General features: G+C 47.8%; 27 protein-coding genes. 7 read left to right on the forward strand and 20 right to left on the reverse strand.

What is annotated here, in order from left to right:
- Positions 1 to 289: 289 nt before the first annotated feature.
- From accA to dnaE, 5 genes are all read right to left on the reverse strand, one after another.
- Entirely contained in the window at positions 290 to 1,273 is a 984-nt protein-coding gene (gene accA, locus KH172YL63_RS16320) for an acetyl-CoA carboxylase carboxyl transferase subunit alpha (protein WP_173107098.1), read from the reverse strand.
- Positions 1,267 to 2,136, reverse strand: a complete 870-nt coding sequence (gene accD / locus KH172YL63_RS16325) for an acetyl-CoA carboxylase, carboxyltransferase subunit beta (RefSeq protein ID WP_173107099.1) — start codon at positions 2,134 to 2,136, stop codon at positions 1,267 to 1,269. The genes accA and accD overlap by 7 nt, the downstream gene beginning before the upstream one ends.
- A gap of 94 nt (positions 2,137 to 2,230) precedes the next feature.
- Entirely contained in the window at positions 2,231 to 2,887 is a 657-nt protein-coding gene (locus KH172YL63_RS21765; protein ID WP_269475165.1) for a FadR/GntR family transcriptional regulator, read from the reverse strand.
- Positions 2,887 to 4,125: an NADP-dependent malic enzyme gene (locus tag KH172YL63_RS16335; protein WP_173107101.1), complete on the reverse strand. Its 1,239-nt coding sequence runs from the start codon at positions 4,123 to 4,125 to the stop codon at positions 2,887 to 2,889. The genes KH172YL63_RS21765 and KH172YL63_RS16335 overlap by 1 nt, the downstream gene beginning before the upstream one ends.
- Positions 4,126 to 4,287: 162 nt before the next feature.
- Positions 4,288 to 7,644: a DNA polymerase III subunit alpha gene (gene dnaE, locus KH172YL63_RS16340; RefSeq protein WP_173107102.1), complete on the reverse strand. Its 3,357-nt coding sequence runs from the start codon at positions 7,642 to 7,644 to the stop codon at positions 4,288 to 4,290.
- 137 nt (positions 7,645 to 7,781) lie between these two features.
- Between dnaE and KH172YL63_RS16345 the strand changes: the two genes are divergently transcribed.
- Entirely contained in the window at positions 7,782 to 8,117 is a 336-nt protein-coding gene (locus KH172YL63_RS16345) for a sporulation membrane protein YtrH (protein ID WP_034756917.1), read from the forward strand.
- Positions 8,114 to 8,620, forward strand: a complete 507-nt coding sequence (gene ytrI / locus KH172YL63_RS16350; protein WP_173107103.1) for a sporulation membrane protein YtrI — start codon at positions 8,114 to 8,116, stop codon at positions 8,618 to 8,620. The genes KH172YL63_RS16345 and ytrI overlap by 4 nt, the downstream gene beginning before the upstream one ends.
- Positions 8,621 to 9,603: 983 nt before the next feature.
- Here the strand turns inward: ytrI and KH172YL63_RS16355 are convergent.
- The 4 genes from KH172YL63_RS16355 to KH172YL63_RS16370 are packed head-to-tail and all read right to left on the reverse strand — an operon-like array spanning position 9,604 to position 12,069.
- Positions 9,604 to 10,188 carry an alpha/beta fold hydrolase gene (locus KH172YL63_RS16355; RefSeq protein ID WP_173107104.1) on the reverse strand — a complete coding sequence of 195 codons (585 nt, stop codon included), beginning with the start codon at positions 10,186 to 10,188 and terminating at the stop codon, positions 9,604 to 9,606.
- Positions 10,185 to 10,448, reverse strand: a complete 264-nt coding sequence (locus tag KH172YL63_RS21770; protein WP_173107105.1) for an alpha/beta fold hydrolase — start codon at positions 10,446 to 10,448, stop codon at positions 10,185 to 10,187. Before KH172YL63_RS21770 ends, KH172YL63_RS16355 begins: the two co-directional genes overlap by 4 nt.
- 30 nt (positions 10,449 to 10,478) lie before the next feature.
- Positions 10,479 to 11,294 (reverse strand): lipid II flippase Amj family protein, encoded by an 816-nt coding sequence (locus KH172YL63_RS16365; RefSeq protein WP_173107106.1) that lies wholly within the window; start codon positions 11,292 to 11,294, stop codon positions 10,479 to 10,481.
- A 55-nt stretch (positions 11,295 to 11,349) separates the two neighbouring features.
- Positions 11,350 to 12,069 (reverse strand): HAD family hydrolase, encoded by a 720-nt coding sequence (locus tag KH172YL63_RS16370; protein ID WP_173107107.1) that lies wholly within the window; start codon positions 12,067 to 12,069, stop codon positions 11,350 to 11,352.
- A gap of 497 nt (positions 12,070 to 12,566) precedes the next feature.
- Here KH172YL63_RS16370 and KH172YL63_RS16375 point away from each other — a divergent pair, with 497 nt between their 5' ends.
- Positions 12,567 to 13,781, forward strand: a complete 1,215-nt coding sequence (locus tag KH172YL63_RS16375) for a TolB-like translocation protein (RefSeq protein WP_173107108.1) — start codon at positions 12,567 to 12,569, stop codon at positions 13,779 to 13,781.
- Positions 13,782 to 14,089: 308 nt separating this feature from the next.
- Here KH172YL63_RS16375 and KH172YL63_RS16380 read toward each other — a convergent pair whose 3' ends face one another.
- Complete coding sequence (locus KH172YL63_RS16380; protein WP_173107109.1) at positions 14,090 to 15,040, reverse strand: hypothetical protein; 951 nt, start codon at positions 15,038 to 15,040, stop codon at positions 14,090 to 14,092.
- Positions 15,030 to 15,572, reverse strand: a complete 543-nt coding sequence (locus KH172YL63_RS16385; protein WP_232066045.1) for a sigma-70 family RNA polymerase sigma factor — start codon at positions 15,570 to 15,572, stop codon at positions 15,030 to 15,032. The genes KH172YL63_RS16380 and KH172YL63_RS16385 overlap by 11 nt, the downstream gene beginning before the upstream one ends.
- A 187-nt stretch (positions 15,573 to 15,759) precedes the next feature.
- Between KH172YL63_RS16385 and KH172YL63_RS16390 the strand changes: the two genes are divergently transcribed.
- Complete coding sequence (locus KH172YL63_RS16390) at positions 15,760 to 16,191, forward strand: cytidine deaminase (protein WP_173107110.1); 432 nt, start codon at positions 15,760 to 15,762, stop codon at positions 16,189 to 16,191.
- 5 nt (positions 16,192 to 16,196) lie between these two features.
- Positions 16,197 to 16,520, forward strand: a complete 324-nt coding sequence (locus KH172YL63_RS16395) for a hypothetical protein (protein WP_173108239.1) — start codon at positions 16,197 to 16,199, stop codon at positions 16,518 to 16,520.
- A 32-nt stretch (positions 16,521 to 16,552) separates the two neighbouring features.
- Here KH172YL63_RS16395 and KH172YL63_RS16400 read toward each other — a convergent pair whose 3' ends face one another.
- Entirely contained in the window at positions 16,553 to 17,212 is a 660-nt protein-coding gene (locus KH172YL63_RS16400; RefSeq protein WP_173107111.1) for an AraC family transcriptional regulator, read from the reverse strand.
- 294 nt (positions 17,213 to 17,506) lie between these two features.
- Positions 17,507 to 17,803 (reverse strand): hypothetical protein, encoded by a 297-nt coding sequence (locus KH172YL63_RS16405; RefSeq protein WP_173107112.1) that lies wholly within the window; start codon positions 17,801 to 17,803, stop codon positions 17,507 to 17,509.
- Between the two features lie 258 nt (positions 17,804 to 18,061).
- On the opposite strand from KH172YL63_RS16405, the gene KH172YL63_RS16410 reads away from it, so the two are divergent.
- Positions 18,062 to 21,094: an efflux RND transporter permease subunit gene (locus KH172YL63_RS16410; protein ID WP_173107113.1), complete on the forward strand. Its 3,033-nt coding sequence runs from the start codon at positions 18,062 to 18,064 to the stop codon at positions 21,092 to 21,094.
- 49 nt (positions 21,095 to 21,143) lie between these two features.
- Here KH172YL63_RS16410 and KH172YL63_RS16415 read toward each other — a convergent pair whose 3' ends face one another.
- The 7 genes from KH172YL63_RS16415 to KH172YL63_RS16445 form a co-directional block, all read right to left on the reverse strand.
- Positions 21,144 to 21,593, reverse strand: a complete 450-nt coding sequence (locus tag KH172YL63_RS16415) for a hypothetical protein (protein ID WP_173107114.1) — start codon at positions 21,591 to 21,593, stop codon at positions 21,144 to 21,146.
- Positions 21,594 to 21,602: 9 nt separating this feature from the next.
- Complete coding sequence (locus KH172YL63_RS16420) at positions 21,603 to 21,998, reverse strand: DUF4181 domain-containing protein (RefSeq protein ID WP_173107115.1); 396 nt, start codon at positions 21,996 to 21,998, stop codon at positions 21,603 to 21,605.
- Positions 21,999 to 22,081: 83 nt separating this feature from the next.
- Complete coding sequence (locus tag KH172YL63_RS16425) at positions 22,082 to 22,477, reverse strand: DUF4181 domain-containing protein (protein WP_173107116.1); 396 nt, start codon at positions 22,475 to 22,477, stop codon at positions 22,082 to 22,084.
- A 60-nt stretch (positions 22,478 to 22,537) separates the two neighbouring features.
- Positions 22,538 to 23,380, reverse strand: coding sequence for an alpha/beta fold hydrolase (locus KH172YL63_RS16430; protein ID WP_173107117.1), 843 nt, complete (start codon positions 23,378 to 23,380; stop codon positions 22,538 to 22,540).
- A gap of 252 nt (positions 23,381 to 23,632) precedes the next feature.
- Positions 23,633 to 23,959: an antibiotic biosynthesis monooxygenase family protein gene (locus KH172YL63_RS16435; RefSeq protein ID WP_173107118.1), complete on the reverse strand. Its 327-nt coding sequence runs from the start codon at positions 23,957 to 23,959 to the stop codon at positions 23,633 to 23,635.
- 34 nt (positions 23,960 to 23,993) lie between these two features.
- Entirely contained in the window at positions 23,994 to 24,497 is a 504-nt protein-coding gene (locus tag KH172YL63_RS16440) for a hypothetical protein (RefSeq protein WP_173107119.1), read from the reverse strand.
- Positions 24,494 to 24,817 (reverse strand): hypothetical protein, encoded by a 324-nt coding sequence (locus tag KH172YL63_RS16445; RefSeq protein WP_173107120.1) that lies wholly within the window; start codon positions 24,815 to 24,817, stop codon positions 24,494 to 24,496. The genes KH172YL63_RS16440 and KH172YL63_RS16445 overlap by 4 nt, the downstream gene beginning before the upstream one ends.
- A gap of 148 nt (positions 24,818 to 24,965) precedes the next feature.
- Here KH172YL63_RS16445 and KH172YL63_RS16450 point away from each other — a divergent pair, with 148 nt between their 5' ends.
- Positions 24,966 to 25,967: a DUF3231 family protein gene (locus tag KH172YL63_RS16450; protein ID WP_173107121.1), complete on the forward strand. Its 1,002-nt coding sequence runs from the start codon at positions 24,966 to 24,968 to the stop codon at positions 25,965 to 25,967.
- Positions 25,968 to 25,985 lie beyond the last annotated feature (18 nt).

Here is a 25,985-nt window from a genome sequence, read left to right on the forward strand (position 1 = left end):
AAACAACTTGTACCTCGTTCAATAAAACATAGAGTAAGCAATTTTACCATATATCCTGTTATATTCATTACATTAGTATGAACCAATAGACTTTGGATTATTTCTAAAATAACACGAAGGTGCAAGGTTCTCAACTAGATACACGAAGTAAACGTAAAAGACGAAATAATCTTTTAAATGAAAGCGTTTCAATTGTTAATATGTTCAAAATATCACCACAAATAGGAGATTTCTCCCCCTTAAATGAAAAAGACTGACAAACGGTCATACCCTTTTGTCAGTCTGTCATTTATTGTATTTCTACCCCGATTAAATCATTTAAAACCGAATAATCGCCCATCGCCTTGAATTTATCATAGCGATGCTGAATCAGCTCGTCCTTATTCATCGGGATCAGCTCTTTCAGGGATTGCTTCAGTACGGCTTCAATGTAGCCCGCCTGCTCTTTGACATCCTTGTGTGCGCCGCCCTTGACTTCGGTGATGATTTCATCGACGATGCCGAGCTCTTTCAAGTCCGGTGCCGTGATTTTCATCGATTCGGCTGCACGTTTCGCCTGGGTTGAATCTTTCCAGAGGATCGCTGCTGCGCCTTCAGGAGAGATGACCGAGTACGTGGAGTTTTCAAGCATGTGAATATGGTTTCCGACACCGAGTGCCAGGGCACCGCCGCTTCCGCCTTCCCCGATGACGATGCAGATGACAGGGACGGTCAGGCCGGCCATTTCAACGAGATTCCTCGCGATGGCTTCACTTTGTCCTCTTTCCTCTGCCGCTTTGCCAGGGTAAGCCCCTTTCGTATCGATGAAGCAGATGATCGGACGGTTGAACTTATCCGCCTGTTTCATCAGACGTAGCGCCTTTCTGTACCCTTCTGGATGAGGCATCCCGAAGTTGCGGCGGATATTTTCCTTCGTGTCCTTCCCTCGCTGGTGGCCGATGATTGTGACTGGTACGCCGTGGAATTTCCCGACGCCCGAAACGATCGCTTCATCGTCACCGTACAGGCGGTCGCCGTGCATTTCAATGAAATCGGTGAAGATCTGGCCGATATAATCAAGCGTCGTCGGACGGTTCGGGTGGCGTGCAACCTGCACCCTTTCCCACGGTCTCATGTTTTCATAAATGTCATTTTGAAGCTTGGCAAGACGCGCTTCGAGCTTCTCGATTTCCTTTGATAAATCCACGTCTGAATTCTGAGTGAACTCTTTCAGCTCAGCGATTTTTTTCTTCAGCTCATATACAGGCTTTTCAAATTCCATCTCATTTACCATGGCAGATCACCGTCCCACTGATGTATATCAAGTATTGTTCCGATTTTCTCTTTCATCTCGAGTCTTGAGATGACGCCGTCAAGCTGGCCGTGCTTCAACAGGAATTCAGCCGTCTGGAAGTCTTCCGGCAGATCTTCCCGGATCGTCTGCTCGATGATCCTTCTGCCTGCGAATCCGATCAGTGCGCCAGGCTCTGCGAAATTATAATCCCCGACAGACGCAAAGCTTGCCGATACCCCGCCGGTCGTAGGATGGGTCATGATTGAAATGAAGAGGCCGCCATTTTCACTGAGGCGCTTCAAGGCGACACTCGTCTTCGCCATCTGCATCAGGGACAGCACGCCTTCCTGCATCCGGGCCCCGCCAGATGCGGTGAAGATGATGAATGGGACTTTCCGTTTGTCGGCTTCTTCGATCGCCCTTGTGATCTTCTCACCAACGACTGATCCCATGCTTCCCATACGGAAACGGGAATCCATGATCGCCGTCACGACCTCGATGCCATTCACTTTTCCGGTCCCGGTCAGGACTGCTTCATTCATCCCTGTTTTCTTCCGGTCCTTTTCAACCTTGCTCTCATAATCGGGAAAGCCGAGTGGATTTCCTGATACGAGGTCACGATCAAGCTCCTGGAACGTTCCTTCGTCTATAAAACTATTGACTCTCTCCGGTGAACTCATCCCATGATGGAACCCGCAGTGAATGCATACTTTTAAATTCTTTTGAAGTTCTTTCGTGTACATGATTTTTTTGCAATCAGGACACTTGGTCATGATCCCTTCCGGAACGTCCTGTTTCGACGCTTCAGATGGAATTGTCGCATACTTTTTCTTTTTCGATTTATTAAAAAGTTCCTTAAGCAAGGTGAAACCTCCTTACCGAATGACAGTAGCCCATTCGCTTCTAGTAGTTAATGCATGATATAAAACTGCTTGACTATCAGTTTAATGGAAAGGTTTAGAAAAAGATGTTGGAAATTGTCACATCTTTATCGACAATTTTCCTCACCCTTTTGTATGTCTCTTGCACAGTCTCTTTCTCTTGTTTCTCGATTCCTTCGAGCATCGTTTTAAGCTCTTCCCTCATGACGCCGGTGAGTGCTTTTCCCCCGCAGATCAGGGTTTCGAAGTCATTCAAAATATTCCAGATCCGGTGGGAGAGGTGGTTCGGGTGCATCATGACAATTTCCCTGAACACTTCGTCCAGGGTCCCGCTTTCAGCCACCTTCCCCATCAGGGAATCTACGTTCTTTTTCTCAAGGAAAAGGACTTTCAATGCTTCCTTCTCGATCATCATCTTCGTATCGAGGATATCTCCCTGCGCCTTGTCGTCCTGAAGAATGAACATTCCCAGAAGGTCGATCAGATGATGATCCCGGAAGTCCCTTAAAAAGGTCCCTTCTCCCCGTCTTGTTTCAATCAGGCCCAGCAGCTCCAATGCCCGGAGCGCTTCCCGCACCGAAGAACGGCCTACGTTCAGCCGGTCGGTCAGCTCCCTTTCAGACGGGATTTTATCACCGGGCTGCAGGCCGTCCTTTGTGATCATGTCTCGTAACTGGTGAACAATTCCAATATAGACCTTCGCGTGAGAATGGAGAGAGTTCACTTCTTTCATCATTCACTCTTCCCGATTACCGCTAGATCTTCCGTTTTCTGACGGATTTCTTCAGGGTCCACCTTCAAGCGGGCAACACCCGTCTCCATCGCCGTCTTCGCAACCGCCGCAGCCACGGCAGGAGCAACGCGTTTATCGAACGGAGCCGGGATGACGTAGTCTGCATGGAGCTCGTCCTCTGTGATGAGAGCTGCGATTGCTTCAACTGCCGCCTGCTTCATCTTTTCATTGATGTGCGTCGCACGGACATCGAGGGCACCGCGGAAGATACCAGGGAAAGCAAGGACATTGTTCACCTGATTAGGAAAATCAGAACGTCCGGTGCCGACTACTTTCGCGCCAGCCGCTTTCGCAAGCTCAGGCATGATCTCAGGGACAGGGTTTGCCATCGCGAAGATGATCGGATCTTCCTTCATCGAAGACACCATTTCTTCCGTCAGCGCGCCTGCAACAGACACACCGATGAATACGTCGGCATCCTTCAATACTTCTGCAAGTCCGCCTTTGATGTGGTCACGGTTCGTAAACTTCGCCACTTCGTCTTTCGTACTGTTCATTCCTTCAGGACGGCCTTCGTAGATCGCGCCTTTGGAATCACACATGATGATATCCCTTACACCGTAACGGTAAAGAAGCTTGATGATCGCCATACCGGCTGCACCGGCACCGTTTGCCACCACTTTGATTTCGGACATTTTCTTGCCGACAATCTTCAGGGCGTTCACAAGACCTGCAACAGTAACAATCGCCGTGCCGTGCTGATCATCGTGGAAGACAGGGATATTCGTTTCTTTCTTTAGTCGTTCTTCGATTTCGAAACAGTTCGGAGCTGCGATATCTTCCAGATTCACGCCGCCAAACGTCGGCTCAAGGAGCTTGACCGTCTCGACGATCTTGTCCACATCCGTCGTGTTCAGACAGATCGGGAATGCATCGACGCCTGCGAAACTCTTGAACAAAACCGCTTTTCCTTCCATAACAGGAAGAGCCGCTTCCGGTCCGATATTCCCAAGGCCCAATACTGCTGTCCCGTCTGATACAACGGCAACCATATTCCCTTTCATCGTGTAATCATAGACCGTTTCCGGCTTGTCATAGATGACTTTACAAGGCTCTGCCACTCCTGGTGAGTATGCAAGGCTCAGGTCGTCAGCGTTGCGGACCTCCACCTTGGATTTAGATTCTAATTTTCCTTTATTTACTCGATGCATATGCAGCGCTTCTTCACGTAATGACAATATGTCCCACTCCTTCTGTTTCTGTCGGTTCTATCGATTCCCAAAGACTGCGGGAATCTACTGAGATTTATATTTTCGAAAGGAAAATGATAAAGGTCACAGGTGGTCAGACCACCTTTTTCTATTAAACAATAATATAAATATTGGTTTTAGTAAAGTATGTTATTTTAAGATGACATTTGCCTGGCCAAGAATGTGATGAAATTCATTCAGCGCCTCTTCAGACGGGTTCACCCGCAGATGCCCCGGCAGCCGGACGCTTTTTTTGTCCCGTTCATGGTAGACGATCACACCCGTCTCTCCCTTGAACCGTTTGATTGCCTGCGTGATCTTCTTCATGGCTTCTTCCCCGTCTATGCTGTTTTCGATTTTCACATACAGGATCTGATTCCGTTCCTTCACCCTTGCCTGCACGCTTTCCATCGTTTCGACGGTGTTCACGATCACCTGCTGCTTATCATTGCGGTTCTCCACATTCCCGCCGAAAAGAAGGATGTTCCCTTCCTTCAGCTGGATCATGTTGTTTTTATACACATTCGGGAATACGACCGCTTCGATTTCACCGGTTTCATCACCGATTTCAAGAAAAGCCATCACTTCCCCTTTTTTCGTCCGGATCGTTTTCACTGCCGTAATATAGCCCCCGAATGAAATCTTCGAGCCCTGCTGCAAATCGGCAATCTGCGGCAAACCGAGCTCCACGAACAGGGGACGGTGGGAAGCGAGGGGATGATCTGACAGATAAAGTCCGAGCACCTGCTTCTCATACTGAAGCTTATGATCGATCGTCATGTCGTCGACCTCTACATATTTCGGCTTCAGGACGAAAGCTTCTTCTTCATCAAACAGATCCGGTTCCCCGTCAGGATTGACGAGCTCTGCGTGCTGAGAGGCCACATCAAGGCTCGCAAGCAGCGTGGCCCGGTCTATCTGACATTCATCAAACGCACCTGCCAACACCAGGTTCTCAAGGATCTTCCGGTTGATCGTCTTCGTCGACACCCTCATACAGAAATCAAACAGATCCTGAAACGGCTTCTCCTGTCTTGCCCGGATGATCTCCTTCAGGGCCGCCGCCCCGATTCCCTTGATCGCACCGAGGCTGTAGCGGATCCGGTTCTTACCATCCACGGTAAAAACAAACTGACTGCCGTTGATCGACGGGGGCAGGATCTCAATGTCGTAGAGCTTCGCCTCCCGGATATACTGGGCGACCTTCGTCTCATTCCCCACGACCGAGGTCAGGAGGGATGACAGGAAAAAAGCCGGATAATGTGCTTTTAAATACGCAAGCTGATAGGCGATCTTACTGTAGGCAACCGCATGGGAACGGTTGAAGCCGTAGTCTGCGAACCTGACGATCAAGTCGTACGTCGAATTGGCGACCTCTTCACTGTAGCCTTTCTGGGTCGCACCTGTCACAAAGTGGGCCCGCTCCTGATCGAGGACGTCCTTCTTCTTCTTCGACACGGCCCTTCTCAATAAATCTGCCTCGCCAAGTGAAAAGCCCGCCATTTTCGAAGCAATCTGCATGATCTGCTCCTGATACACAATTACCCCGTAGGTCATCTCAAGGATCGGCTTCAGATCCGGCAGCGGATACTCGACCCGCTCTCCGCCGTGCTTCCGTTTGATGTACGTCGGGATGTTCTCCATCGGACCGGGACGATACAGGGCGTTCACCGCCACGATGTCTTCAAAGGCATTCGGCTTCAGCCGCTTCAGCACATTCCGCATCCCCTCTGACTCCAGCTGGAAAATCCCATTCGTCTGCCCGCTGCTCAACAGCTCAAACGTCTTGCTGTCATCTATCGGAATTCTGTCGAGGGAAAAAGATTTATCCGCCCCCATCTGAACGTTCTTCACGATCCGCTCAAGTATGCTGAGATTTCGGAGCCCGAGGAAATCCATCTTCAATAAGCCGATTTCTTCAAGAATGTCCATGGAGAATTGGGTCAGATGGATGCCTGACGAGCTCCCCTGGATCGGCACCCACTGGACGAGGGGCGCTTCACTGATCACAACACCGGCCGCATGGGTGGACGTATGCCGCGGCAGTCCCTCAAGCGTACATGCGGTCTGGAATAATTTTTTATAATGATCAGAACTCCCTACAAATTCACGGAGTCCCTTCGACTGGTCATACGCTTCGTTCAGCGTGATGCCGAGCTGATTCGGAATCAGCTTCGACAGCTGCTCCTGCTCTTTCATATTCAGCCCGAACACACGGGCCGTGTCACGTAGCGCCGCTTTCGCAGCGAATGTCCCGAACGTGATGATCTGGGCAACATGGAGACTCCCGTATTTCCGCTCGACATATTCGATCACTTCATCCCGCCTGTGGTCCGGGAAGTCGATATCAATATCCGGCATCGTCACCCGTTCAGGGTTCAGGAACCGCTCAAACAGCAGCTGATGCTCGATCGGATCCACATCGGTGATATTAAGGGCGTAGGACACCAAGGACCCTGCCGCCGATCCCCTTCCAGGACCAGTCAGGATTCTTTGTTCCTTCGCATACTTCATGAAGTCCCAGACGATCAGGAAGTAATCGCTGAACCCCATCTTCCCGATGATCTCAAGCTCGTAATCCAGTCGCTCGATGTATTCATCGGTAATCGTGCCGACCTTCTCGCTCAGTCCCTTTTCACTGAGATGGGTCAGCATCTCGAGGGCCGTCTCCCCTTCAGCAAGCGGATACTTCGGCAGCAGCTGCTGATGGAACCGGATGTCGAGATGACACCGGTCGGCGATCACCATCGTATTCTCAAGCTCGGTCACGTGATCCGCGAACAGCTCGACCATCTCTTCCTTCGATTTGAAGTAATACTCCTCACACTCAAGGACGTCACGGTCATCATCCGACAGCTTCACACCATCCCGGATCGCCCCCATGCATTCATGGGCAAAAGAATCATCCTGTTCGAGATACTGCACATCATTCGTCGCAACCAGCCCGGCACCGGTTTCAGCGGACACTGATTTCAGGAGGGGAATCAGCTCTTCTTCCTCGGGAAGCCCGTGCTTTTGCACACTCAAATAAAAGGAACCCTTGCCGAACATCTTCTGGAAAGTTTCGATGCCCGCCTTCGCCTGCTCGGTTTTCCCCTTCAGCAAAAGCTTCTCGATCTCGCCCCTGATCCCCGGGGTGATGGCGATCAGCCCTTCACTGTAGGAAGCAAGCCACTTCAACGGAAGCCCGTCCTTCGCCTTCGCCCCGATCGCACTCGAGATTTTTAATAGATTCTGATACCCCGTCTGATTTTCCACCAGAAGGACGAGAGGGTGTGACTCTCCCTCGGTGTCTGATGCTATATCTGCGGTCAACCCGATAATCGGCTTGATACCTTCCTTTAAACATGCCTTATAAAAAGGTATGGCGGCATACATCATATTTTTATCGGTTAAAGCAAGTGCTTTATACCCTGATTTCTTCGCTTTATGTACAAGTCCATTTATCGGAATCGTGCTGGACAAGAGACTGTAGGCACTCGCAACTTGTAAATGAACAAATGACATGTTATGCACAACCTTTTTCTCAATATACTTTTATTATAGGAAAGAAACCGCAAAAAAGAAAATATGTTCTCCCTCATATCTTGTCCCCGATCCCCATATAGTTATCGTAAAGACACGTAATAGATGGAGATGATGAAATGGCAGAAGCTTTCTTTCCGGAACTCTTCAAAAGCTTCTTTATCGCTATGGGCGTTCTGCTCGGGGGCTCGCTCCTCGGCGGGCTTGCGTCTTTCGCCATGGGGCAGCCCCTGTTCATTGAAATGAGACGACTATCCGACTTCCTCCGCATCTGGGCCATCATCGCGGCGATCGGCGGCACATTCGACACCGTCTACAGCTTCGAAAAAGGCTTCCTGAACGGAGAAACAAAAGAACTGTTCAAACAGTTCCTCTGGATCCTGTCCGCACTCGGCGGCGCCAACACCGCCGCCATGATCATCACCTGGCTCACCCAGGAGCATATGCCGTCATGAGGATCCCGCCCTTCTACCGGCTCCCCTCCTGGCAGCGCTTCTTCGCAGGCATGGTCATCGGCGGCATCGTCAGCTGGATGATCTTCCTCTTCATGTTCGGCACCATGCACGAAAAACAGGCCCAAAAAATCGCCGAACAAAAAAACGACATCAGCAAACTGAAAAACACCCTCTCCTACCTCCAGGAAGAATACAAACAACTCAACAGCGAAAACGAAAATGAACTCACCATCCAGGAAGTCAAAGTCAAAATCATCAACACCACCAAAACCAAAGTCGAACTCCTCAGCATTCACGAAACCGAAGACCGGCTCAGCGAAGATCTCCGCAGCCTCCTCACCAAAGACCTGGAATCGGTTTACGGGAATAAGGAGCTGATTAAGAAGATCATTGAGAATAAAACCGTCAAGCTGAATGATAAGAACTTCCGGCTGAAGGTCAGGGAGATGTACTTTTATACGACGACGGAGATTACACTGGAGTTGAAGTATGGGGAGGATTAGGTGGGACCTGCTGGGAGGTGGGTCTTTTTTTGGTTGGGGATGGGTGGGTGAGGGGATGTGGCTGGTTGGGGGCGTGGTGCTGGTGCTGGTGGGGTGGCGCTGGGGGCGTGGGCGTAGCGATTTTTCGACAAAGAGATCATATATCTGGAGAAGAGGATCATATTTTAAAAATCCAGCTCATATAAAAAAATTCGAGCTCATATATTTGGAAAGCTGCTCATAAGTTCGGGAAAGTGGCTCATATATGGATGGGGGGGTGGGAAGATTCGTGGTTTACGGGTTCAGATGAGCTTGTAGCGGTTGTGGGTTTGATGGTTTTTATTAAAACAGGGGTAATTTTGGGTTGGTTTTTGGTTGAAATGGGGGTTTGGAGTTGATTTAAAGAGAAGAGCTGGTTGGGGATCGGTGTGTGGAGCGTGGCGCTGGGGCGTAGCGATTTTTCGACAAAGAGATCATATATCTGGAGAAGAGGATCATATTTTAAAAATCCAGCTCATATAAAAAAATTCGAGATCATATATTTGGAAAGCTGCTCATAAGTTCGGGAAACCGGCTCATATATGGCTTGGGGCTGGGAAGATTCGTGGTTTACGGGTTCAGCTGAGCTGGTAGCGGTTGTGGGTTTGATGGTTTTTATTAAAACAGGGGTAATTTTGGGTTGGTTTTTAATAAAAATAGAGTCTTACAATTGATTTGAGGGAAGAAACTGCTTGGTAGATAGACCGTTGTGAGATACCGGGAGCATTTATTTATAGAAATAGGCAGATTTTGATCGATAAACGTGGCTTGTGAGAGGTTCTTTAACAGTTCAATAGAGAGATTAAATATTACATAAGATCTTGGTTAAAGTGGACCACCGGTATTTTTTATGATTGCGTCGTTTTTCAAGGTAATTGCGTCATTATTTTATTTATTGCGTCGTTTTGGAGGCGAATTGCGTCTCAAGTGGCGGTCATTGCGTCTGTTCGATTAGTTATTGCGTATTATCCCATTATTATCCACTCCCGTATGACCTCTCCCACCTGCTCCGGACAATCCCAATGCACATTATGTTGCGTGTTCTCAATCCCGACTATTTTCACACCCTTCACTTCCTCCTGCAGTTTCTCAATCCCTTTCTGACGTGAAGGGTCATCATGCGGAATGGTAGCATGAAAGAGCAAAGCGGGACATTCAATGGATGGGTACGTCGTGGAACATGGTTCAAGGTAAAATGCTTTGATGGTTGCAAGGAGGCTGTCCCTGTCCGCTTTCAATTGATAAAAGCCATCCACCTTTACAAAATTAGATGAAATCATCTTCTCGAGCAGATGATCCCACTGCCGTGTGGTGTACGCTTTGTATGTGTCCACTACTTTTTCCCAGGAACTATATCTGCCTCCATCAAAATACTCTGCCCAATCGGAAAGGGCCTGCTCTTCCGAATACCCCACAACCATTTCAGGGAAAACATACCCTCCGTCTATTAATGTAAGCCCCTTGATTCTGTCAGGGAATGTCGCTCCGATATGCAATGACAGGTCGGCACCCCAGGAGTGGCCCAACACATAGACTGCTTCAGACGTCACCTGCTGATGACTGCCATGATCCGTTTTGCTAATGAGGAAAAATGATAGTCTTCCTCCCTATCAAGTGGAGCGGTTGTTCCATGACCGGGAAGATCCACCAGCAGGATATGAAAATCGTTCCGCAGATACCCGGCAAGTTCTAGGAAGCTGTTGGCTTCGGCGGTCATGCCGTGCAGGCATATGAGTGTCGGGAGTTGTCGGTCACCGGTTTCATAAACAAAGAAGGTATGGTTGTCCATCTTGATTGCGTGTTGTTTCATGTCATTCACCCCTCCCCTGCTATTCATACATCAAGTAAAAAAACGAGACATCCAAGCAATATAATACGCCCCCGGAATAAAAATAACCTGAGCAAGCACTGTCCCGCAAAGCCGCGAAATGACCATCATAATGGAAAGCCCTTTTAACTCTTGATAATTCCCCTTCCCATTGGCCACATCATCTGCCAGGACGGAAATTTTCGGGTCAATAAACAGCGTCAATAAAATCGTTGCGATACCATTGATCAATCCAGAAGCCATGGTGGCACTGGCCTGTCGATCCGGCACGAGAAGAGCAGCATAGAGCGCTGCAAGAACGCCAATCGTATACACCGCTGTAATCACCATATTGATGAAAAACAGCCTCTTTGGAATGCTCCTGAAACTGATTCCTTGCAAATATCTTCGACCGGGCCTGGATATATGGTGGATCCCCCTTTTATACAGGTGATGCTGAAACCCGAACTTGATTAGCCGGGGCACTGAACCTCCCTGCTCCGAGAGATAAATAATCCCCCTCGAAAACAAAGCCACGAAGGTGGGCAGCAGCACGATCCCAAGGATGGTCCCTAAAGTCGAGGCACCGATCAGCACCCTGAACTGCTCCTCGACCACCTCTAATTTATGGCCCTTCGGCGCATTATCCGTGAGGCCGCCGGTAAAAGGCTGCTGCATCATATTCGCCATCCTTGACACAATGACCATCATGTTAAAAAGGGAAAGACCTGACGCGATCAGCTTCACCCTTGCCCCGGATAATCTGACTGCATATGCGAGCGTCTCGATGCTGTGTATGATGAGGATGAAGAGGGCAATCGATAGGACGGGTAGTGATAGATAATCCATGGTGACAACTCCTTGGGTTTCTTGGTAAAAAGTTCGGTACCTCTTTGACTACTCTTTAATCACTTTGGTCACGGAGCAAAACATCCCTGATCTCCCCTATAGAAGACACAATCGCAAGCGGAGTATGATCCGTCGGTTTTTCTATTCCTCTGAAATTGACCCATATGGCATCCATTCCTGCATCCATGGGTCCTATGACATCATGGGTCCACGAATCCCCTATGAAAATCGTTTCTTCCGGTTCTTTATTAAAAGCTTCTAAAGCAATACGATAAATCCTGGAATCCGGCTTTCTCATACCCAATGGTTCTGAATGAAAGATTTTATCCTGGATAAATATCTCCCCTAACCCCATGTTGATTACCTTCTGACGAGGATCATAAAGGCCATTGGTAACAATAGCTACCTCATAACGCTTCGTCAGTTCATCCATTAAATTTAATACATGTTCGTTCATCTTGATGAATGTCATGCTTGTGATATGAAATAGAGATTCGAATTGTTCAATTGCTTCATTGTTCATCTTCACGCCAAAGGAATCAAACGCTTCCTTCCAACGCTCTATCTTAAATTCGTATGTACTGATTTCCCCGTGAACAAGTTTATCAATTAGAAATCGTGGAGGCTGTTTTATTTTCTTCAAAAACTGCTCTCCATCCATCCCCTTTGTATCCGGGTGCTCTGCAAGCGCCTGAATCACGCCATCGTCAAACCATGACGAATTTTCCAGCAGGGTGTCATCGAGATCAAATAAAAGCAGTCTGTACTTATTCATTTATTTATCAATCCCTTCCTTTTTCATTATCCATTAATTTCTAATTCTGAACAATATCAATTTCGTTATATTCAGGATTTTTCGACAAACAGATCATATATCCTGACAACTGGATCATATTTTAAAATTCCAGCTCATAAAAAAAAATTCCGGCTCATAAATTTGAAAAGCCGCTCATAAGTTCGGGAAACCGGCTCATATATGGATGGGGGCAGGGTTATCTCGCCGATTATGGGTTCAACTGAGCTTGTAATGGTTCCCGTTTTGATGGTTTTCATAAAAATAAGGGTAATATGGGTTTGGTTTTCATTAAAATAGAGTATTTTGTCTTTAAAACTTAAAAGCCTGATCCCCTATCAACTCAAGGGTCGGACCAAACGGAGGACTCATTTTAGTTATATACACTCCTCCATATTTAACCGAAAAAACTTTTTCTTTTACATAAAGTAACTCCCCCAAGAAGATAGTAAGAACAAAGACCTAAAGGAGACCCCACCATGAAAAAAGCCATCCTTCTCACCATCATCCTAACCCTACTATTCCCGTCAGCCCCTTCCGCCGCCATCCAAAACCACATCCAGGCAGCATTTATCCGGGAGGGGAATGTGTGGACGTTCATCGATGGGGAGGAGTCCCAAATCACCACTTCCGGCAATGTCCACCAGATGCCGAAATGGTCTGGAGACGGCACGATCTTCGCCTATCAGGTCGGTTCGGATGGGAACTCAGAGCTGTGGACTTATCACCTCTCCACCCGTAAAAAGAAGCGGATTTCTGATAACGGCCGCTCACCTCGGTGGGCGCCCCGGCGAAACCATATCGCCTATACGAACAGGGGGATCCTCGATATTTCAGACTTGAACCGGTTTTACAACATCGCAACCGGAGTGAGCGATTTCACGTGGCTTCCGGACGGCAGCGGGTTCCTGCTTTCTTCGTCGGGCACGCTCAATCCGGATGGCTGGTCGAGCGCTTCGCTTTTCACCAAAAAAGTTGGGGAGAAATATGAAGATATTGTCTTATTTGGAGGGGTGGAGCCTTTCTTCACACTCCCCCGGGAAATCGGTACGACGGAGCAGAATCAGCTGATTGCGGTCTCTGCCGAACAGCTGACGTATTCGCCGAGCGGCAAGTGGATTTCCTTTGTTGTGTCTCCGACCGCTTCCTGGTCGATGGACAGCAATATGGTGTGTGTGATTGATCAGGACGGAGGGAATTTCGAGGTATTGGATGAGATAATTCTGCAGGTGGGAGAGCCGAAGTGGGCGCCATCCACAGATATCCTGGCATACATCGCCGGCGGCGGCAGGATCGTGTATGGTTTTAAAAACAAGGATCTTAAAGTGAAGGAAATGCCTGTTGGAGGTGCCCTCACCCCCGCCCATTTCGCTGACCTCGACTTCGACTGGATGAGCGACAAATCTCTTGTCGTCTCGAGGGTCAGGGGACGGGCGTGGAGCAATGACTTCAGTAAACATCCGCTTCCTGCTTTGTACACCGTGGATATTGAGTCAGTGAAGCAAGAGAAGATCACGAGTCCTCCGAACGGATTCGGCGACTACGCCCCGCAGTTCCTCCCTTCGATTGACAAGCTCGTTTGGTTGAGGGGGACGTCCATCACCGATTCGAAGAGGGATTTGTGGATCGGGAATGTGGATGGCAGTGATGCGGAGGAGTGGATTCGGGATGTTGAGGGGATTGTTTTTTATTGAGGTGATCGTGCTGGTGGCAGCGTTACGTCGGCCGCGATTTTTCGACAAAGAGATCATATATAGAGGATGGCGGCTCATATATCAGGATTCGCGCTCATATTTTGCTGAAACGGCTTATAAATCCGGAAAGGGGATCATAAGTTGGGGAAACCGGCTCATAAGTGCGACCTGGAGAGGTTTTTTCGGTGATTTGAAGTTCTCTTGAGCTTGAAAGAGGTTGGGATTTGCCCGTTCCTTCAAAAAAATGACTAAAAAGGGGCTGATTCAAGACCAATACCTGATTTGTCCAACCCCTTTTTATACAAAAGTCACTTCTCAATCTTCAACACAATCACGTCAAACAATTCTCCGTCTGCATAAATGACGAACGCCCAGTCTCCGGGTTCTGAAATGGTGACGGACGACGGGGCATGCACATCTGCGCCGTTGTTTTCGCCTCCGAGAGGGATCGTCCAGCTTTCACCGTTGTGGAGGATTGGGTGCACGGTCCCGGATTCCCTGTGGTAGGCTGCCACTGTCAGCTCTGAAGCATCGGTATGCCACAGGTGCCACATCCATTTTTGGCCGGACAGGCTTGGCATGTCGGCGCCGATGATGCCTGATTTGTTTTCATTGCCGATTAGGTTTCGTCCGAACTCGGTCGCTTTTCGGTCCCAATTGATTTGGAGGAAATCACTTTCTTTGATATAGGCTGGGATGTCTGCCGGTAAAATTCCATCCTCCACTTTCAGGTCGGCATCCCCGTAGAGTTTGCCGTCGAGGTAGACTTCCATTCTCCATTTCCCGCTGTATGGAATTGCAAAGCTTGTGGTGTAGCGCTGCAAGCTTGAGTACCCGGGGGATGGATCGGTAATTTTTTTTGGAGGCTGCACCTCGATGCGCTGCCCTGATTTTTCATGAACTGCGATAATCGATAGTGCTTTCCCTTTGAAGGTGTCAAAAGGTTCTTCGAAATGAAAAATATATCCAGACGTGGCCCCTGCGTGAAGACCAGGATCCGGAGAGATGCTGAATTCAACTTCATTCTTTTTCAATGCTCCCTGCCGTTCGTTCATGAGCCATTCGGTTGATACAAAGAAGGCTATTAAACAGATGGCGGCGGTCGTCATGATGAAGATGAGGAATGGCCCGGGGCTCTTTAGTGTCACCGGATGATGAGCGGCCTGCCGAATCCTGGATCTTTGGATGTGTGTAAAATGCCTGCCCTTATGCGTCGTGGTGTCCATCGCACGCTTTAATTCACTCAGCTTATCTTCCATCATGCCCCCTCCTTTCCATCCTCTTTTTCAGTCTGCTTCTGCCCCTGTTCAGCCTCGTTTTAATCGTGTTCCGGTTCAATCCTAACAACCCCTCGATTTCTTCAATCGAACATTCTTCATAATAATAAAGGATCATCACTTCACGGTACTTCACCGGTAAATCGAGAACGCTCCTTGAGAGGATCTCTTCCTCGCTTCTCCTCAACAATTCGTTTTCAGGCAGGAGATCTTTTGAAGTAAACAGAGATAACAGGCTCCCATTCCTCACTACTCGCCTAAACGCCGAACTCTTCAAAACATCCTTCGCCCGGTTAATGGCCAGCCGATAAATCCATGCTTTGAAGGACATAATCTCACCGACTTTTTCATAATGTCTGAAGCAGGTGACAAATACATCCTGCACGATGTCTTCAGCAAGGCCCCAGTCCTTCACATAGTTGTATGCAAGCTTCGTCAGCCGTTCGCCGTACTCATTCATGATCCGTTCCAGCCATGCATCACGGTCTTCTGCATGATTCTCCGCTTCCCTCACACGTCCCTCACCTCATTCCTATATATTGCTAAGACGAATCAATGTCGGGGTGGTTTCATTTTTTACGAAAAAAAAATGTTTATGAATGGGGGTTCTATATTTGTTAGGAGGAATCCTTTGATTGTTCTAGAAAATTACATATTAGTAGGAAAGACTTCAATTTATTTAATAAAAGGAGGAAACCCCCTTGTTAAAAATAAAAACCCTTGAAAATAAAGACTATGAATTGATCAAGCAGGCTGAAGAGGTAATAGAAAAGAATTATCGGTATGGAAGGCACCACATCGGATCAGCAGTGAGGTCGACTAGCGGCAAGGTTTATTCAGCTGTTCATGTAGAAGCGAACGTGGGGCGGATCACGGTGTGCGGGGAAGCGATGGCGATCGGGAAGTCGATTTCAGAAGGGGATCACGCATTCGAGACGATCGTGGCCGTCGCCCATCCCCACCCGCATGAAGACATCGACAAGTGCTGGGTAGTCGCTCCCTGCGGCATGTGCCGGGAGTTGATCAGTGATTATGGAAGTCATACAGATGTGATCATTTCTTATGGGGGCAGTTTGGTGAAGTGCAATGTGATGGAATTGCTGCCGGAGAAGTATGGGAGTGAGATGGGGTGAAATTCATGTGGGAGACGCTTCCCAGTTGGTTTTGGGTATTCTATTATTTGTTTTTACTCGTCACATTCGGTACTGCAATTTCAAGGTTGCTACAAAATAAGCAAAAACAAACGGCAATGGTCGTCATCACAATAACCTTCCTGCTGCCGATCATCAGCCTGACAAACAGTATTGGCAGAGCTGACGGAATGAATGAGTTTGAGCATTTATTTTCACAGCTCCAGCTCGGCGCAGCTTGGTCCATCTTCACAGTTGCCGGTTATATTTTTCTATTCTCATGGTGGGCATTCATTGTGGTGACAAAAGTTCATAGACGCAAAGCAGTGTAGGGACCTCGGCATCAGGGTCCCTACATTTCTCTTTATCTACTTTTCACATCATTCACAAGCGTCAAATACTGCCTATCCCCTAACCCGTACTCTGTAAATTTCTCAATCAGACGCGGCACCAGCTCCTCTGCGGGCACATCCTGATGCTCCACGATATACCGCATAAGGTCACTGTCTTTGCCCAGGTAATTCAAGTAGAGTTGGATCCCTTTTTGTAATGGCTTTGGCGTAACGTTCTCAGGCATCGTCTTATGAATCATCACCTGTTTGTATATGGCGGCATACCCTCCAGCGTTCAGCTTGTTTTTCGATACAGGCTGGTGCTGATGATCAACGAGATGAAGGTCGATTGTCCCTCTATAATCTTGTTGGTCCAGCCACGCAAGCACGGTCAGCACATTGATCTGACAGAACATGTCTTCATCGAACCATAACGCGATGTGGCTGAAGTCTCCTTCAAAAAGCGGCTGCAAGGGCTGGAGCGTGATGTCATCATATTGAGCCTGAGTCACACCATGAACCTTTGCCCTCGTCTCGTTAAATTCATCAGAAAATATGTGTTCGCAGGTTTCTCCGTGACACATGGCCTCGTTGAATGGGACCATCGTGGCTTGGGGAAGAAACTTTTTCTCTTTGAAGTTGTGATACATTTCGGTCCCATTTAAGATATGTAGGGTTGATGTTTGAGTCATTGTGATTCCTTCCTTTCATAGGGGACGGACCTCGTTTTCAAGGGTTCATCCCTTTCATTGCAGGAAAACGTGAGGTCCGTCCCTCTGCATGTCTCCTCTTGATGCTGCGCAAAAGCACCGTTCGCCGATAAAATTCGAATAACGCCGTTATATTTTAAATTTCGCCGTTAAAATAATATTTTCGCCGTTATATCCAGGATTTCGCCGTTAAATTAAATATTTCGCCGATAACCCCTATCCCGCCTCTAAAAACCACAGCCACACAACCCCTCCCAACCCCCATATACCATTCTTTCATCCCCTAAACTCTTTTTCTTTCAAATCGAACTTATACTTTTTGTTTATCTTCGTAGCGATTCCCTCTAAAAAAGCCTGTACGGTCATTTTTTCGATTTTATTTGTGTACCATGCTAATCTTGCTCCTTTATGGACACCATCGTGGTACACTTCCATCGGCATATAACTTTCATTCACATAAGTGTAGTCAAACTTGATGAGCAGGATGCTGCCGTCCGGGCATTCGACCTTCACTTTGTACACAGGATTTTTATATTCAGCTAGTAATTTAACGCCTTTGATCTTCCCTAACATATGAATAAACCTCCAACATCTTCAATATATAAAAATGATATCAGAAGGCGTCATTTATTTCTATATTTTTCCTCCTAGGGACGGACCTCGTTTTTCAAGGTACATCCCTTTCATTACGGGAAAAAGCGAGGTCCGTCCCCCAAACCTAAGTCTCTAGACCTAGGCACATATTAGCCTGGAGGACGCTGTGCGCCTGCGGGTTATGGAGTATGTTTATTAGGAAGGTTTGTTTAGTTATTTTGTATTGGAGGGAAAGGTATGCAAGCTTTGACAAATTGGGTTTTTCGCAATAAGGCGGCCATGGGGTTGTTTATCATCATGACGTTGTTTATCGGCATTATTAGTTATTTCCGGTTGCCTATGGAGTTTTTGCCTGAGGCGGATAATCCGCAGGTGACGGTGGTGACGCTTGGGCAGGGGTATGATGCCGGTTCGATGACGTCTGAAATCACGGAGCCTGTGGAGCAGGCGGTGGCGTCGATTTCGGGGAAGACGTCGATTCTTTCGACGACCGGGGAGGGATTTTCCCAGGTTTCGATCAACTTTGATTCGAAGACGGATATGAAGGAAGCGAAGTTGAAGGTTGAGGATGCGATCAAGGGGATCCAGCTTCCTGAGGGAGTCGGGGAGCCGTTGATTTCACAGTTGAATACGTCGATGATTCCGATCGGTCAGGTGTCGGTGACATTTGAGGACGGATTGACGAAGAAGAATCTGGATGTTGTGAATGAGGAGTTCAAGCCACTTTTTGAGAATCAGTCGGGGTTGTCTCAGGCAAGCATCGCCGGGGAAAACAGTGCCCGGGTGCAGATTAATCTGGATCATGAGAAATTGGAAGCTCTACATATACCGGTCAATGCGGTGATGGGGGTGCTGCAGGGTCAGCATGTGTCGGCTTCTGCGGGTAGTACGACGATTGATGGGCAGAAGAGTACGATCAACGTGAGTGATAATTTGACGTCGATCGAGGCGTTGGAGAATTTGCCTGTTCCGCTGCAGGTGCCTGACGCACCAACCGTCAAGCTGAAGGACATTGCGACCGTTGAGAAGGTGAAGGCGGAAGACACGATCACCCGTGTCAACGGAAAGGAAGCGCTCGCCATCATCCTGTTCAAGGAAAATGATGCAAGTGCCGTGACTGCAGGGGAAGAAGTGCAGGATACGGTAGATAAAATCAATAAGGACTATGAAGGCGTTGAAGCGACGACGCTGTTTACGACGGGGGAAATGGTGAAGAACTCGGTGGACAGCATGGTCCGAGAAGTCGGATTGGGTGCCCTGTTCGCGACGCTTGTCATTCTTTTATTCTTAAGAAAATTCAAGCCGACGCTGATTACGGTTGTGTCGATTCCATTGTCACTCTGTATCACGCTATTCCTGCTCTGGTTGTCGGGAGTCACGCTGAACATCCTCACGCTCGGCGGGGTTGCGGTGGCTGTCGGACGGCTGGTGGATGACAGTATCGTCGTTGTAGAGAACATTTTCAGGCGGAGCCAGAATGAGAAGCTGTCGAAGAAGACGGTGCTTGATGCGACCATGGAGGTGTCACGTGCGATCACGTCGTCCACGCTCATCACGGTAGCCGTGTTCCTGCCGATGGGTCTCGTGAACGGATCACTGAAGGCGTTCCTGCTTCCATTCGGACTGACGGTCACTTACTCATTGCTCGCTTCACTGCTCGTGGCGCTGACAGTCGTGCCTTTACTCAGCCGCGGGATGTTGAAAAATACGACACTGCCGGCACACAGCACGCCTCACCGCTATGTGAACGTGCTCCGCTGGTCACTGAATCATAAATGGGTGCCGATCCTGCTTGCGGTCCTTGTGTTCGGGGGATCGATCGCCCTTTACATGACATTGCCGAAAGCGGCGACCAATGCGAATGATGCATCATTTGTCGCTGTCTCGATGAATTTCCCTAGTGATACACCTAAGGAAACGATTCAAGAACGCATGACCAATTTTGAAAATAAACTGGCAGGGTTTGACGGCTATGATCATTTGATCACCCAGTATGGGTCCAGCAGGGAAGCGGCCCAGTACGGGGAAGTCGGGGATCCGGATACGGTGTCCTATACGGTCATCATGAAGGAAGGCGCTGATGCGGAAGCCTTCATCGAAGACGTGAATGAAGTGAAGAAATCGGAAAAAGACGTGATCATCACCGCGTCACCTGCATCGATCTTCGGCGGGTCTTCAAACTCGAGCATCACGTATGACGTAGTTGGAAATGACGCCGACGAACTGCTGGCGACAACCAACACTTTGATGGAAAAAATTGAGGATGTCGACGGCGTGAAGAAGGTGTCCAGTAATCAGGAAAAAACGTCACCTGTCTTCACAGTGAAAGTCGATACCGAGAAAGCGAACGCGGGGCAAACAGCGATGCAGATCCGCTCCTTGCTGAATCCGCAGCCGATCGGAGCCGTCAATCTGGATAATGAATCGATCCCAGTATTCCTTGATGCAGGCGTCACACCAGAGACAGCGTCCGAATTGAAAGGACTGACGATTGCCACAAATGCAGGCATGAAGCCGCTGGCGGAAGTGGCCACGATCGAGGAGGAAGAGAAACCGAGTACGGTCCTCCATAAAGACGGTGACTTATACGTCCGGATCACGGCAGAGGTAGAGCCTGAAGAGCTTTCAATCATTTCTGCAAACATTGATGAAAAAATCAAGGAACTCACCCTTCCGAAAGGGGTATCCATCGATACAGGCGGAGCAGCCGCACAGCAGGCTGACGACTTCAAAGATCTTGGAATGACGATGCTTGCGTCGATTCTGATCGTCTACCTGATCATGGTGCTCACATTCAAGACGTTGAAAGCGCCGCTTGCGATTCTGATCACGCTGCCGCTTGCCTCGATCGGAGCCGTCCTCGGTCTCCTCATCGCGAGGGTTCCGGCAGATGCGACCGCTCTGATTGGTGCATTGATGCTGATCGGGATCGTCGTCACGAACGCGATCGTCCTGATCGACCGGGTCAAGCAGAATGAAGAAACGATGATCATCCGGGATTCCATCCTGGAAGCGTGCGGCACCCGCCTCCGCCCTGTCGTCATGACCGCGATTGCGACCATCTGTGCCATGCTTCCCCTTCTCTTCGGCCACACCGAAGACGGAAGCCTCGTATCCAAATCGCTCGCAGTCGTCGTCATCGGCGGGCTTGCAGGGGCCACCGTGCTGACGCTCGTCGTCGTGCCTGTGTTCTATGAATTGCTTTATTACAGAAAATCAAGAAAACAGCGTGCTGAAAGATTGAGTACGGATGAAAGAGCAGCACAATAACATCATATAAAAAATCCAGGCCGTCAAGTGAAGGCCTGGATTTTTGTATTTATTGGCCCAATGTGTCCAGTGCATCCAGCACTTCATTCTGGGCTTTTTCATTTTCAGTTACATAGAACACCAATACATTTTGTTTGCTATAAGCTCTATAATTCACCAAATCATGATTAGCTGTCATTTCTTCAAATTGTTTCATGCCCTCTTCCCTGTCAGAAGCCGAGGAAAACACATACACCGATACGAGATCCCCGTCCAGTTCATACAACTCTGGCGTCACTCCGTTCAAGTCTTGAATAAAGACATTGTCCTCCTCCACATCCGAAGTTTCCTCAATATGAAGCCCATCTTCTGTCAGGGCGTCTGTCACCTGTTCCACCGTGATCTCGTCAGAATCCGGTGTATCTTTCACTTCCTCAGAGCTGCATGCACTAAGAAAAAAGACCACGAACCCCGTCAACAACAGCCTTCCTATCATCGTTCCGCTTCCTCTCTCTTTCACTGGATTTCCTCACACATACCAATAGTGGTAGCCGATAAAAACAGCCGCCAGCATGACCACCATCTCCATCAACGTCAACAGCGCTTCCTTTGGGTAGTCGCTCTGCTTCCATTCAAAAAATACCCTTACAACGTAGTCCGCTGACAATAAAGTGATAAATCCAGTCCAGTATATAAAAAACATCTCTTTACTATAAATGACAGTAACCGCCAACGTCATAATCGTCATGCCATTCACTCGTCTCAACCACTTGTCAACATTCCTATGTGATTGATTAACATACGAATCTCTAAAGAAGTTCCACTTCTCATTTTTTAATCCTAACCACTTCCTTAATACAGGCTTTACGGCTCTCATCACAGCCAATACCAATAGAAGCGTCATCATATATTTCAACCAATACATCCATCCCTCTCCATCCTTAAAAAATCATAGACACCTCTGAAAAGAAGGATCTTTGCCCATCGGCATCAAATTTCAGCGTTCCCTCACACATACCAATAGGAATAACCGATAAAAACAGCCGCCAGCAGGACTACCATCTCCATCAACGTCAACAGCGCTTCCTTTGGGTAGTCGCTCTGCTTCCATTCGAAAAACGCCCTTACAACGTAGTCCACTGCCAATAATGGGAGAAATACAATCAAAAATAGATGGATCGTATCTCCCTTATCTATCGTAATGAACGTAAAAGTGATGAGCGTGATGCCATTCAGTCGCATCATCCACTTCTCAACTTTATGTTGGGATTCATTTAGGAGAGAATGAGAAACAATATTCTCCTTCTTCTTTTTAATCCCTAAAAATTTCCTTAGCATAATCTTTACGACTGACATAAAAGCCAATACCAATAGAAGCATCACAGTAAATTTCAACCAGGTCATCAATACACCACCATCCCTTAAAAATCAAAGGAACCTCCTTACTAGAGGTTCCTTTTCCCATCACACCATATAAATCGATTCCCTCACCATCCCGCAGAACTTCTCTCTTTCCTCGATGTGCGGTGCATGGCTGCTGTTTTCAAAGATGTACAATGTGGAATTCGGTACGAGGTGGAAGATTTCTTCGGAAAAGACAAATGGGCACTGAGAATCGTATTTGCCGCAGAATATCATGGTCGGTGTTTTGATTCTGGTCAGTTCTCTTCTAATATCATAAGTCGGCAGTTCAGAATATGAATAGTAATCCAATCGCTTCTGTACCACCTTGCCGCTGCTCGGTTTGGAAAAGTATTCATCGAATCTGTCCGGATGATTCAGAGATAGCTCGGTCCATTCCCGGGCAGCCTGCTGTCGTTCTATTTTCGGTGAATGTGGTGAAGATAAGATTGAGAAAATCTCTTTCATTCTTTTGTTAGCCGGATTTTTTTCACTATAAATACTGTTGCAGTCTTCCATATACCCCTTCGTCGCAGAAGCCCCGCCAACAATCAGCCGCTTCAACGAATCCGGATGATTCGCGGCATACACGAGTCCCAGCATCCCGCCTGTAGAGTGGCCGGCATAGTTCCAGTCAGCGAAACCGAGTGCCGTCCGGATTGCTTCAAGGTCATTGCTCGTTTCGCTCATGCTCATTTCATAGGCGTCTTTCACGCCGGTTGACTTTCCCGCTTCTTTTAAGTTGATGAGGTGAACGGTGAAGTCTTCCACAAATCTGTCGGCAAAATAATAACCCCGTTCGTCAAACTCGCTATATAGATGGGTGACGCACAGCGGCTCCCCGCTGCCGGCTGTGAATATTTCAAAGTCTCCCCGTTCAGTGCTGATCAGTTTTTGTTTCCACATGAAATTTCCCCCATTCTCTTTTTCTAAATAATAGATGATATAGTTGGATAAACCGTTAGCATTATATAGACGGATACGGAAGTGTGAAAGTTTCGATTTTTTAATAATTATTTTAAAAAAGAAAAGAACATCAGCTAATCTGATGTCCTTCAAGCATTCACTTACCCTTTTCACCAAGCAATGAAGTCACGACTGCACTCAATATCTCGCCTATGATTGAAAATATTGCTTCCATCGTGATCCTTCCTTCTGTTAGATTTCAAAAAAAGCATCTCTTTCCACTTTACATACTCTCAGTGCAAAGCGTTTATACCATTCTTTCTTCCCTCGCTGCTGTGCGACTTGATGGGCGGCGTGGTCTTTCCATTGCTGGATGGCCTCGGGGGATGTCCAGTAGGAAACGGTGATGCCGACTCCTTCGTCCCGGGCGCTTTCGATTCCGAGGAAGCCGTCCTGCAGGGATGCGAGTTCTACCATTTTGTCGGCCATTTTGCCGTAGTCTGTGTCGTCTTCGGTGCGCTCAGAGACAAAGATGACGGCGTAGTAGGGTGGTTGTGGGGTTTGGGCGATTGGGTTCATGGTTTGGTGCTCCTTTTGTTTGAAGAACAAAGATTTAATCTTTTACAATCGATGCGCCTTTATAACAGGTATATCCTCTAAATTGTTGAAGGAAAACCCTGAGGTTATCAAGTACTTCCTGTTCTTCTCCATAAATATTTTGATGTGCTAAATAATAGCCATCCGATAAAAAATGTATTTCCGACTCGATTTCATCATCATTCGATGGCAGATACTTCAGTAACTGTTCCAGGCTTTTTATCACTCTGCCTGTATTTTCTTTGTCATGTAAATAGTCGTTCATTAATCCCATTATGATTTTAGGAAGCAGTTCAGTATCGTATTCCCCTTTTATCTCGGACAATTTTCTCTCCACTGTACATATGTCGTCTTTTGAAGATAGTGATAACATTATGATTTCATATGGCGGCTTATCCAATTGTTCGATTAAGGTGTCGGCCCAGATGATCACTTCCTGTATCGAAAAGAATCCGATCAACAACCCGAGTCTGTAGACTTCAGCATTTAATTTCATTCGGCTTTCAGTTTGGCTACTCACGGCCCGGTCCCACAGCTAACCTCATACCCTTCATCATCCCCACCATTCGCATAGCATAAGGTCGCCGTGTCTCCGGTCGGGCTGTTGAAGTTGTACCAGTAGACGTTGTAGAGCTGGCCGTATGTTTCGTCTATGTAGTCGCTTTTTTGGATGAAGGCGGTGAAGCTTTGGTAGGGGTGGCCGTTTTTGTAGAGGGCTTCCCTTAGTGCGGACCTGGGTGAGTCGTGGTCGTGGATGACCGGTGCGAGCAGCGGCGGCAGTACGAGCAGGGCTGCTACTGTGATCAGGCTGGTGATGAGGACCTTTTTTCTTCTGGTCATGTGTCTCCTCTTTTCCTTTTGCTCTTTCTTTATACCAATTATTCCAAAAATTGTTTGTTCCGGCAATGTTAATTTTTTATGCCGCATATTTATTGGAAAATAGAAGAGGATAGAGGGTAAGAGTAATCAGGAAAGGCAGGATTGTGCAATGAATAAGAATCCCCTCAGTTCGTCCGAAATTGGGTCGCTTTGGCTGACGTATCAGGAGAAAACACTCATTTTAAGGATGTTGGAGTATTTCATCGAGAAGTCGGATGATCAGGAAGCGCGGAATATCCTCGGTGGGCTCTGGCAGGAGCTCGACAATTATGTGCTGTTGCTGGAGAAGATTTTTGAAAATGAAGGGGTTCCGATCCCTGTGGGCTTCAAGGAGGATGATGTGTTCCTTGATGCGCCTAAGTTGTATGATCATGGGTTTGATATTATGTTTGTCCGGGTGCTGAAAGAAGTGAGCATGGGCATGTACACGATGAGCATCAATATGGCTTACCGGTCAGATGTGATGACGCTGTTTGAAGGGCTCACGTCGGTTACGCAGAAGATCTATAAGTTAGCGACCCTCTATCTGTTGAAAAGGGGGATCCTGACGCTGCCGCCGAACGTGACGAGAGCGAAAGCGAATCAGTTCGTGAAGGAAAAGGATTATTTGAGCGGATTCCATCTTTTCAGTGAAGAAAGGCCGTTGAATGATATCGAGTTAGGGTATTTGCATCACGCGATTGAGGCGAATAATATCGGGTTCCAATTGATCACCGGGTTCGCTCAATGTGCAACCAATAAGGACGTCCAGAAATATTTTGTTAAAGGCCAGGAGCTTGCCAAGAAGCAAATCAAGCTGTTCGAATCGATCCTGCTTGAAAGTGATATTCAGTTTTCCGCTACGTCAGGGAGCACGGTGACGAATTCGCAAGTGCCGCCATTCAGTGACAAGCTCATGATGTATTGCGTGTATCTACTGAACGGGTTCGGGATTGTCGGGAACAGCTTCGGCTCGATTTTCAGCTTACGGAACGATATTTCCATGAAAACGGCGATGGTCACCTCGGATATCTTCACTTACGGCAAGGAAGGGGTCAAGCTGATGGTGAAGAACGGCTGGCTTGAGCAGCCTCCGCAGATGGTGGATAAGAATAAGTTGATTGGAAAATAATGAAAAAAACACCTTCAA

Origin of the sequence: Bacillus sp. KH172YL63 (assembly GCF_011398925.1) — a bacterium.
In the GTDB taxonomy this organism is placed as follows: domain Bacteria; phylum Bacillota; class Bacilli; order Bacillales; family Bacillaceae_B; genus Rossellomorea.

Coding starts and splice junctions, on each gene's coding strand:
- accA (WP_173107098.1), bottom strand. CDS start 1,273: ATGGTAAATGAGATGGAATTTGAAAAGCCTGTATATGAGCTGAAGAAA.
- KH172YL63_RS21765 (WP_269475165.1), bottom strand. CDS start 2,887: ATGAAAGAAGTGAACTCTCTCCATTCTCACGCGAAGGTCTATATTGGA.
- dnaE (WP_173107102.1), bottom strand. CDS start 7,644: ATGTCATTTGTTCATTTACAAGTTGCGAGTGCCTACAGTCTCTTGTCC.
- KH172YL63_RS16345 (WP_034756917.1), top strand. CDS start 7,782: ATGGCAGAAGCTTTCTTTCCGGAACTCTTCAAAAGCTTCTTTATCGCT.
- ytrI (WP_173107103.1), top strand. CDS start 8,114: ATGAGGATCCCGCCCTTCTACCGGCTCCCCTCCTGGCAGCGCTTCTTC.
- KH172YL63_RS21770 (WP_173107105.1), bottom strand. CDS start 10,448: ATGAAACAACACGCAATCAAGATGGACAACCATACCTTCTTTGTTTAT.
- KH172YL63_RS16365 (WP_173107106.1), bottom strand. CDS start 11,294: ATGGATTATCTATCACTACCCGTCCTATCGATTGCCCTCTTCATCCTC.
- KH172YL63_RS16370 (WP_173107107.1), bottom strand. CDS start 12,069: ATGAATAAGTACAGACTGCTTTTATTTGATCTCGATGACACCCTGCTG.
- KH172YL63_RS16375 (WP_173107108.1), top strand. CDS start 12,567: ATGAAAAAAGCCATCCTTCTCACCATCATCCTAACCCTACTATTCCCG.
- KH172YL63_RS16380 (WP_173107109.1), bottom strand. CDS start 15,040: ATGGAAGATAAGCTGAGTGAATTAAAGCGTGCGATGGACACCACGACG.
- KH172YL63_RS16395 (WP_173108239.1), top strand. CDS start 16,197: ATGTGGGAGACGCTTCCCAGTTGGTTTTGGGTATTCTATTATTTGTTT.
- KH172YL63_RS16400 (WP_173107111.1), bottom strand. CDS start 17,212: ATGACTCAAACATCAACCCTACATATCTTAAATGGGACCGAAATGTAT.
- KH172YL63_RS16405 (WP_173107112.1), bottom strand. CDS start 17,803: ATGTTAGGGAAGATCAAAGGCGTTAAATTACTAGCTGAATATAAAAAT.
- KH172YL63_RS16410 (WP_173107113.1), top strand. CDS start 18,062: ATGCAAGCTTTGACAAATTGGGTTTTTCGCAATAAGGCGGCCATGGGG.
- KH172YL63_RS16420 (WP_173107115.1), bottom strand. CDS start 21,998: ATGTATTGGTTGAAATATATGATGACGCTTCTATTGGTATTGGCTGTG.
- KH172YL63_RS16425 (WP_173107116.1), bottom strand. CDS start 22,477: ATGACCTGGTTGAAATTTACTGTGATGCTTCTATTGGTATTGGCTTTT.
- KH172YL63_RS16430 (WP_173107117.1), bottom strand. CDS start 23,380: ATGTGGAAACAAAAACTGATCAGCACTGAACGGGGAGACTTTGAAATA.
- KH172YL63_RS16435 (WP_173107118.1), bottom strand. CDS start 23,959: ATGAACCCAATCGCCCAAACCCCACAACCACCCTACTACGCCGTCATC.
- KH172YL63_RS16445 (WP_173107120.1), bottom strand. CDS start 24,817: ATGACCAGAAGAAAAAAGGTCCTCATCACCAGCCTGATCACAGTAGCA.
- KH172YL63_RS16450 (WP_173107121.1), top strand. CDS start 24,966: ATGAATAAGAATCCCCTCAGTTCGTCCGAAATTGGGTCGCTTTGGCTG.